The organism is Komagataeibacter melaceti (assembly GCF_003403295.1).
In the GTDB taxonomy this organism is placed as follows: Bacteria; Pseudomonadota; Alphaproteobacteria; order Acetobacterales; family Acetobacteraceae; genus Komagataeibacter; species Komagataeibacter melaceti.
On the sequence record NZ_QUWV01000193.1, the window covers coordinates 1 to 8,610 of the forward strand.

Annotated in this window: 7 protein-coding genes and 1 pseudogene; 4 read left to right on the forward strand and 4 right to left on the reverse strand. The window is 65.5% G+C overall.

Translation table 11 applies throughout. The features are described from left to right. Positions 1 to 309, forward strand: a 309-nt coding sequence (locus DY926_RS15850) for an acetyl-CoA carboxylase biotin carboxyl carrier protein (RefSeq protein WP_116704236.1), incomplete at its 5' end; no start/stop codon positions are given. Then, entirely contained in the window at positions 309 to 1,658 is a 1,350-nt protein-coding gene (accC, locus tag DY926_RS15855; RefSeq protein ID WP_116704237.1) for an acetyl-CoA carboxylase biotin carboxylase subunit, read from the forward strand. The genes DY926_RS15850 and accC, both read left to right, overlap by 1 nt. Before the next feature lie 114 nt (positions 1,659 to 1,772). Here accC and DY926_RS15860 read toward each other — a convergent pair whose 3' ends face one another. The 4 genes from DY926_RS15860 to DY926_RS15875 form a co-directional block, all read right to left on the reverse strand. Further along, positions 1,773 to 4,007 carry an FUSC family protein gene (locus DY926_RS15860; RefSeq protein WP_116704238.1) on the reverse strand — a complete coding sequence of 745 codons (2,235 nt, stop codon included), beginning with the start codon at positions 4,005 to 4,007 and terminating at the stop codon, positions 1,773 to 1,775. A gap of 142 nt (positions 4,008 to 4,149) precedes the next feature. Then, positions 4,150 to 4,680 carry an adenine phosphoribosyltransferase gene (locus DY926_RS15865; protein ID WP_116704239.1) on the reverse strand — a complete coding sequence of 177 codons (531 nt, stop codon included), beginning with the start codon at positions 4,678 to 4,680 and terminating at the stop codon, positions 4,150 to 4,152. A gap of 184 nt (positions 4,681 to 4,864) precedes the next feature. Beyond that, positions 4,865 to 6,154 carry a multidrug effflux MFS transporter gene (locus DY926_RS15870; RefSeq protein ID WP_116704240.1) on the reverse strand — a complete coding sequence of 430 codons (1,290 nt, stop codon included), beginning with the start codon at positions 6,152 to 6,154 and terminating at the stop codon, positions 4,865 to 4,867. Between the two features lie 95 nt (positions 6,155 to 6,249). Then, on the reverse strand, positions 6,250 to 6,936 hold the full coding sequence (locus tag DY926_RS15875; protein WP_116704241.1) for a TVP38/TMEM64 family protein: 687 nt from the start codon (positions 6,934 to 6,936) through the stop codon (positions 6,250 to 6,252). Positions 6,937 to 7,022: 86 nt separating this feature from the next. On the opposite strand from DY926_RS15875, the gene DY926_RS15880 reads away from it, so the two are divergent. Beyond that, positions 7,023 to 8,123, forward strand: coding sequence for a COX15/CtaA family protein (locus DY926_RS15880; RefSeq protein ID WP_116704242.1), 1,101 nt, complete (start codon positions 7,023 to 7,025; stop codon positions 8,121 to 8,123). Between the two features lie 298 nt (positions 8,124 to 8,421). After that, a pseudogene (locus DY926_RS15885) lies at positions 8,422 to 8,610 on the forward strand (hypothetical protein); the annotation flags it as partial.

An 8,610-nucleotide genomic window follows, 5' to 3' on the forward strand; every position in this document is an offset into this window, starting at 1 on the left:
GTCCCGGCCCCCGTGGCGGCCCCGCCGGTCGCCGCCGCCCCGGCAGCACCCGCGGTGACGGACCCGTCCAAGCACCCCGGCGCGGTCACCAGCCCGATGGTGGGCGTAGCCTACCTGGCGCCCGACCCGTCTTCCCCCCCGTTCGTGACGGAAGGCCAGCAGGTCAGCGCGGGCCAGACGCTGCTGCTGATCGAGGCGATGAAGACCTTCAACCAGATCAAGGCCCCGCGCGCGGGCACGCTGAGCCGCGTGCTGATCCAGTCGGGCGACCCGGTTGAGTTTGGCGAAGCGCTGGTCATCATAGAGTAATGTTTTCCAAGATCCTGATCGCCAACCGTGGCGAGATCGCCCTGCGCATCCTGCGGGCCTGCCGCGAACTGGGCATCCCGACCGTAGCCGTACATTCTACGGCCGATGCGGACGCCATGCATGTCCGCCTGGCGGATGAGGCCGTGTGCATCGGCCCGCCCGCCAGCCGCGATTCGTACCTGAATGTCGCGGCCATCCTTTCGGCGGCAACCATAACCGGCGCGGATGCGATCCATCCCGGTTATGGCTTCCTGTCCGAAAACGCCGATTTCGCGGAGACGGTGGAAGCCCACGGCATCACCTTCATCGGCCCGACGGCCGAGCATATCCGCATGATGGGTGACAAGATCACCGCCAAGACCACCATGCAGGCGCTGGGCGTGCCGCTGGTGCCGGGGTCCGACGGGGCGCTGGAAAACCTTGAGCAGGCGCGTGAAGTGGCCGCCCGGGTCGGCTACCCCGTGCTAATCAAGGCCGCCGCCGGTGGCGGCGGGCGCGGCATGAAGGTCGCCCCCACCGAGGCCGACCTGGAGGAAGCGTGGAGCGTCGCCCGCACGGAAGCCCGTGCGGCATTTGGCAATGATGAGGTCTATCTCGAAAAATACCTCGACAAGCCGCGCCACATCGAACTCCAGATCATGGCCGACACGCATGGCAATGTCGTGCATTTTGGCGAGCGTGACTGCTCGCTCCAGCGCCGCCACCAGAAACTGCTGGAGGAAGCCGGTTCCCCGGCCCTGACCGCGGCACAGCGTGACGAGATCGGGCAGATCGCCACCAACGCCCTGACCGGGCTTGGCTACCGCAATGCCGGGACACTGGAGTTCCTGTACCAGGACGGGCAGTTCTGCTTTATCGAGATGAATACCCGCCTGCAGGTGGAACATCCGGTAACGGAAATGGTGTGTGACGTGGACCTGGTGCGGGAGCAGATCCGCATCGCGGCAGGTGAACCGCTGGGCTACAGCCAGTCGGACATCCACTTCTCCGGCCATGCGATCGAATGCCGCATCAATGCGGAAGACCCGCAGACCTTCATGCCCACGCCGGGCACGATCACGGTCTATCACCCCCCCGGTGGCCTTGGCGTGCGAATCGACAGTGCGCTGTATGCGGGCTATCGCGTGCCGCCCTATTACGACAGCATGATCGCCAAGCTGATCGTACGGGCTCCCACACGGCTGGAAGCAATCGAGCGCATGCGCCGCGCGCTGGATGAATTCGTGATCGAAGGCGTCAGGACGGTCATTCCGCTGCACCGGAAGATCCTTGACGATCCCCAGTTCCGCAAGGGGGATTACACCATCCACTGGCTGGAAAACTTTGTGGCCGGGCAGCAGGGCAAATAACGCCTTTCTCCCGCCAGCACAGAAAAAAAGGGGCCACCCGCCGGGGTGGCCCCTTTTTTCATGTCCGCCAGCAAATGACCGGGCAGTTCGCCCGGCCCCGCACCATGACCCCGGTCAGGCCATGACCGGATCGAGATAGGGGCTGGAGGCATCAAAGAATTTCTGGTTGTGGTCCAGCTCGTAGGAAATCACGTACATGCAGATCAGCGCACTGTCGATTTCCAGCCGCACACCAAGGTTGTCCGCCTGCCCCGCCATTTCCTGAAGGTGGACAATGGCGAATTTGGCCGACCGCGCGGTGCGCCCGTAATGGCCGCCATAGCGCCCGCTGAACTGCGCCATGCGCCCCATCATGTCACTGACCACGCGCTGGGCCTCGGGCGGCAGCAGGTGCCGCTCAAGGATCGCGCGCAGGCGGATCACGTTCAGCCCGATCGTCATGGCCGAAAGGATGCCCTGCAGGTAGGCGTCGATAATCGTGTCGGGCGTATTTTCCGCATCGGTCAGCAGGCGGACAAAGCGGTCCACGTTATGCTCGACCACATACAGCGTGGTGGGCAGCGTGCGGGCGCGCGCAATGTAGCGCAGCCCGCGCAGGATGCCGGTACGCATCTGCCAGCGCATGTCGTTCGTATCGAACGGCAGCACCAGCCGGAACGCCCACATGGCGTACCACAGCCCCAGGATCAGCGGCATGGCGGTGTTGAAGAACGCCACTTCATCCAGCCGGCTCTGGTTGCCCGGCCCGAGCAGGATCGGCAGGAACAGGTTGTAGGACACCGCCCCCAGAACCAGCACGGGATAGGCAAAGGCCAGCCCCCCCGCCAGCATGGGCAGGAACATGCACATGGCCATGATTTCGTATGTGGTCGGCTCCGCCAGCCGCCACAGCACAAGCACGCCCGCCATGATCGAGGCCACGATCGCGCCGCCCAGAAAGGCGCGGGTGGCCAGCGCCGGTTTTTCCAGCGTGGAGAACAGGCTGCATACGATGGAGACGAACATCATGAACGTCAGCCCCGCCGACCATGACGTGGTGACCCAGATGACACCGGAACCAAAAACCGTGACCGAGGCCCGCAGGCTGTTTGTGAAAGCCTGCTGCCAGTCACGGAAGGTCTTGAGCCGGTAGTGGAAATGGTCGTGCAGCAGCGGGTGGCGGCTGGCGTCGAACTGGATCAGCGCCTGTTCCAGTTCATCCAGCATCTTGCCCAGCGCGTAGTTGAGCATGCGCTGCTGCGAGAGCATCTGCACCAGTTGCGGGTCCGTGGGCAGGCTGCCGGGGCGGCCCATTTCCTCATCAAGGGAATCGGCCACGCTCTGCCGGCACGCGGCCTGCAGCGCGGCCAGGCGGGCAAGGACGGGGGCGATGTCATCGCTCGCCTCAAGTTCGGAGGCCATGTCGCGCAGAAAGGCCTGCACCTTGCTCGATGTTGCCTTGAACGCAGCACCCGCCATGCCGCCCGGCCCGTTCATGAGCGCGGCCAGATCCAGCCCGCGTGAAAGCAGCATCGCCACCCGCGCCAGGGCCGCGCGGGCGTGGTCGCCCTCATGCCCGCGATTCGCGCCCATCTCGACTTCGGCAAACTCGATCTGGTCGCTCAGTGTGGTGATGTTGGCAAACACGCCGCGCGCCTTGCGCAGCACCTGCATGTCACCCGCCAGCAGCGAGGCCAGCGTCTGCGCCGCGCCGTCAATCGCGATCAGAAAGTTATGGCCCAGCCGGTCCTGCGCACGTTCCTGCAACCGGAACTGGAACAGCGAGGAAATCGTGCTTTCCAGCACGATCCCCAGCACGATATAGGTCGCGCGCGCCATGGCGGTCATGAAGATGTGCTGGGGGTCGGCAATCCCGTCGAGCGAGATGATGGCGTAGGTGAAGCCGCTCGCCCGCATGCCGTGAATACGGTAATTGGTCATGGTGGCGGGGCCGGGCAGCAGCGTGCCGATAAAGCAGAAAGCCCCGATCCCCCCGGCCAGCAGCAGGATGAACATGATCGGGGCCTGTGGAAAGGCGGCCACCAGCGTCACGGCGCAGATCGTGCCCACCACCATGCCGAACAGGTGCCATCGCGCCTTGGCCACGCTCTTGCCGCGCGTGCCCTGCGCCACCATCCATACCGTCAGCGCCGCCCATTGCGGGCTGCCCAGCTCCCACCACAGGGCAATGCCCAGCGCGATGAGCGAGGTGATGGTCGTGCGCAGCGCATAACCGAATGTAAAGATGCCGGGCGCGTACAGCCAGCGCAGGTGGTCCTGCCGCACGGTCGTGCCCGGTGGCCACAGGCGCGTGAAGAAAGCGCGGATATGGTCCTGAAAACGGATCAGGGAAAGCTCAAACTCTTTCATTCCTGAATTCAGCCTCCCCTGTCCCGGCACGGTCCATGCATGGTGTCATACGCATCATACCGGCTGTACGAACAGGCCGACAGCCGAATGCCCGCATGGTGGGAAGTCCCTGCCGCATACCGCGAATTCCCGTCCCGGCCTGCTAGCCGTCGTAGGAAACGAGGGTCCTGACCGGAATGTCCAGCCGTGCGCGCCCGCCCAGATCGGTCAGTTCGATCAGGGTCGCGGCCCCCACGACATCAGCACCCACCTTGCGCAGCAGCGAGACGGAGGCAACCAGCGTGCCACCCGTGGCCAGCAGGTCATCCATCACCACCACGCGCTGGCCGGGCTGGATCGCATCGGCCTGGATGTGCAGCGAATCGGAACCGTATTCCAGGTCATAGCTGTGGGATACGGTCTCACCGGGCAGCTTGCCGGGCTTGCGCAGCATGACCAGGCCGCAGCCAAGGCGGCTGGCCAGCGGCGCCGCCGTCAGGAACCCGCGCGATTCAATGGCGGCCAGCACGTCCGGCGCCCAGGGGGCCACGGCGGCGGCAAGGCGGCCCATGGCGATCTGCCACGCATCGGCGTTCCGCATCAGGGTCGAGATATCGTAGAACAGGATACCGGGCTTGGGAAAATCCGGGATGTTACGGATGTATTGTTTCAGGTCGATCTTGGCGGTCGTCATGATCGGTGCGCAGTCCCCGTTGCGTGGTCATACCAAATCCGGGACATGCGTGCCCCGTTCACGAAAATGTCGCCCTGCGGACGACTTCCCGCTGTAGCCGCCACACGCCGGGGCGACAAGCCCACCGGCCACTGTTCCATGAGCTTTGGGCCATGGCCCGCGACGCAGGGCGCAAGGAAAGATTTTATTCCTGCGCGCCCGCAGGCGCGTCATGCCGGGCCGGACGCAGCAGCACCATGACCAGCATGATCGCGGCCCCCATCAGCATCACGCCCGCCATGGGAATGGGCGAATTGGTGGGCAGCATGCCCACAAACGCCCCGGCGACCGCGCCCAGCACGTATTGCAGCGTCCCCACGAAGGCCGATGCGCTGCCCGCAAAACGCGGATGGTCCGCCAGCGCGCCCACCGTCGCATTAGGGCCGATGATGCCCGTGGTGCCCAGCGAGACCATCATGGCCAGGATCAGGCAGCCCAGCATCCACAGTGGCGCATGGCCCCCATGCTGCGTGGCGAAGGCGATGACAATGGCCACCACGGTCATGGCGATGGTGCCCAGCATTGCAACACCCACCGAAAAGCCAAGGATGCGCGAAGCATCGATCCGCCCCACCAGCATGCCGTTAAGCTGCGAGGCCCCGATCATGCACACCGCGAACACGCCGAACATCATGCCGAAATGCGCGGGTGAAAGCCCGAACTGGTTGATGAACACCGAAGGTGCGGCCGAAAGATAGGTAAATGACATGAAGCACGAGAAACCGGCGATCATCGCATGCGTGATGAAGCCCCGGTCGCGTGCCAGCATCACGTAGCGGCTGAACAGGGTCACGGGGGAAAATTCGCTGCGGTTGGCGGGCTTCAGCGTCTCGGGCAGGACGCGCCAGATCAGGCCGATACAGATCAGCCCGTACACCGCCGAGGCCCAGAAGATCGACCGCCACGATGCGATGGACAGCACCATGCCCCCCAGCGTGGGGGCCAGGATGGGCACGACCCCCATCACCAGCACCAGCCGTGACATGAGCCGCGCGGATTCATTGCCATGCGACATGTCGCGCACGCACGCGCTGGGAATGATGAGGCTGGCGGACGCCCCCAGCGACGCGATCAGGCGAAAGAACGAGAACGTGGGAATATCCCGCGCCATCGCACACCCGACCGATGCCAGCGTATAGACGAACGTGCCCGCCAGCATGGGCAGCCGCCGCCCGAAGCGGTCCGACAGCGGCCCCATGGTGATCTGCCCGATCGCCAGCCCCACGAACCAGACCGCCAGCGTCATCTGCGCGGAACCGGCACGCCCATGCAGCGTGGTTTCCAGTTCCGGGAAGGCAGGCAGGTAGATATCGGTGGAGACAGGCCCGACAGCCGTCAGGAACCCGAGCAGGATCGCGATCCAGCCCATGGGGCGGACCGTCGAGTCCGGCGCGGGGGTTTCGGCTGGCCGGCCCGCCATTGCGGATGACCCCATGAGGCACTCCAGTATTGAAAGGATTGTCGGACTACTAGACCAGCAGCCTCGTGCTTTTCACCATCTAATTACGGCATTTCTGCAATTCGTAATTCCTATACCCGTCCGTTGCGCATACGCCGCATGAGCCATAGCCCCACCAGCGCCGACAGGCCGAACAGCCCGACCGCCAGCCCCAGGCGCCCCGCCCCCCCCAGCCGCATGCCCGTGCCCACCAGCACGAACACGATGGTCTGCGGCAGGCTGCCCAGCAATGTCGCCAGCCCGAAGGGCGCAACCCGCACCCCCAGCATGCCCGCGGCAAGATTGAGCAGCAGCGCCGAGCCGACCGGCATGAGCCGCAGCATCAGCACGGATGCAAACGGCGCGCGGCCCACAACGCCCTCCAGCCGGGCCATAGTCGCCCCCAGCCGTGCTGGCATGCGCCCGCGCCCCGCCCAGCGCCCCCAGCCGTAACCGCACAGACAGCCCGCGAGGGTGGCCACCGTTGCCAGCGCGCACCCTGCCCCGAGTCCATACGCCGCGCCCGCCGTGAAGCACATGGCCTGGCGCGGCAGGCCGAACGCGCAGTACACGCTCGCTCCCAGCACGAAAAGCGCAACGCCCCGCACCCCGGAATGCAGGGCCGGACCCCACATGAGCATATGCCGCAGCCCCGGCAGGCGGCTGGCCACCAGCGCAAGCACCACAAAGCCCGCCAGCAGCGCCACAGGCCGCCACAGCACGCGCAGACCGGCCCCGGCGGCGGGGGGAACAGGCGGTGCGGCGTGCGGTAATGTCATGCGTGCATCCCGTTCCGGTGGCAATATTGTTCTCCCGCGCCTAGCATCGCCTTGCGGCGGACCGCAAGGGCGGTCTAAATCCGCTTATGTCCGCATATTCTTCCCACGGCTCCCTGCTGGGCCGCACGCCACCTTCCGCGCAGGAACTGCGCAACAGGAAGCGCATCTCCACGTGGCTGTTCGCGATCTGCTTCATGCTTGTGGGCATGATCGCGCTGGGCGGCTACACGCGTCTGACCGGCTCCGGCCTGTCCATCATGGACTGGCGGCCCATTACCGGCATGATCCCGCCATTGAGCCATGCCGAATGGGAACGTCAGTTCGCGCTGTACAAAACCATCCCGCAGTACAAGATTCTGCATGACGGTTTCGGCCTCTCAGGGTTCCAGCAGATTTTCTGGGCGGAATGGACGCACCGTTTCTGGGGGCGGCTCATGGGGCTGGTGCTGCTGGTGCCGCTGGTGTGGTTCTCCATCACCGGGGCGCTGAGCCGGGGGCTCATGATACGGCTGGTCCTGTTCTTCGTGCTGGGCGGACTGCAGGGCGCGATCGGGTGGTTCATGGTGGCGTCGGGCTTCAACCCGGACAGCACCGCCGTGGCCCCGGTGCGGCTGGTGCTGCACTTGTGCTGCGCCTTCGCGCTCTATATCGCCATCCTGTGGACGGCGCTGTCCGTCCGCACGCCGCGCCCCGCCTTCATTCCCGCCACGCGTGAAGTGGTGCGCATCCACCGCCTGGTATGGGCCATATGCCTGCTGGTGGGCATTACGGTCATCGCGGGCGGCTTTACGGCGGGCACCCATGCGGGGTTTGCCTACAACACCTTCCCGCTCATGGACGGGCACCTGATCCCGCAGGGTTATGCGCGGCTGCACCCGTTCTGGCTGAACTGGTTCCAGAACATTCCCGCCATCCAGTTCGACCATCGCCTGCTGGCCACGACGACGGCGCTGGTGATCGGCCTGACCATCCTGCTGGGGCTGCGCACGCCCAACCTGGGCAAGGATGTGCATGACGCGCTGGCGGTCATGGGCTGGCTGGTGCTTGTGCAGTATGCGCTGGGCGTCACCACCTTGCTGCTGGTGGTGCCGGTCTGGGCGGGCACCGTGCACCAGACCTGCGCGGCACTTGTCCTGACTTCCGCCATTGTCACCCTGCACCGCCTGCGCGGTGTGGGGCGCCCCTGAAACCAGGGCAGGCATACGGGCCGGAGCGGCAGGCGGGCGGTCCCGCTGGCCCACATTTCCCCGCCTGTGTGATTTTTTGCATCTTCCGCGCCATGCGCCCTTGCATGACCCTGCGAACCGCGCCGTAAATACCCATATCCATGGGGAGGATCAGGGCTGGCCCGCCCCCCTTTTTCCAAGCACGCCGGACCATCCGCGCCTGCGCCCATGAGTTCGGGGAGATGACAGATCGTGCGGCGCCTTTCCCGAACCGATCATTTTTTGCGATAAACCTTATTCAGACATGCAGGACTGGAACATGCACAAGCTGAAACATGTGGCGACGGGGGTGATGCTGGCGCTGGTCACATGCGGCCCGCTGGTGGTGGATGCGCATGCCGCCCCGCATGGTGGCCCCGGTGGGGGCGGACATGGCGGCTGGGGTGGTGGCGGCGGCCCGCGTGGCGGTGGCTGGCATGGCGGCGACGGGGGCTGGGGTGGCCCGCGC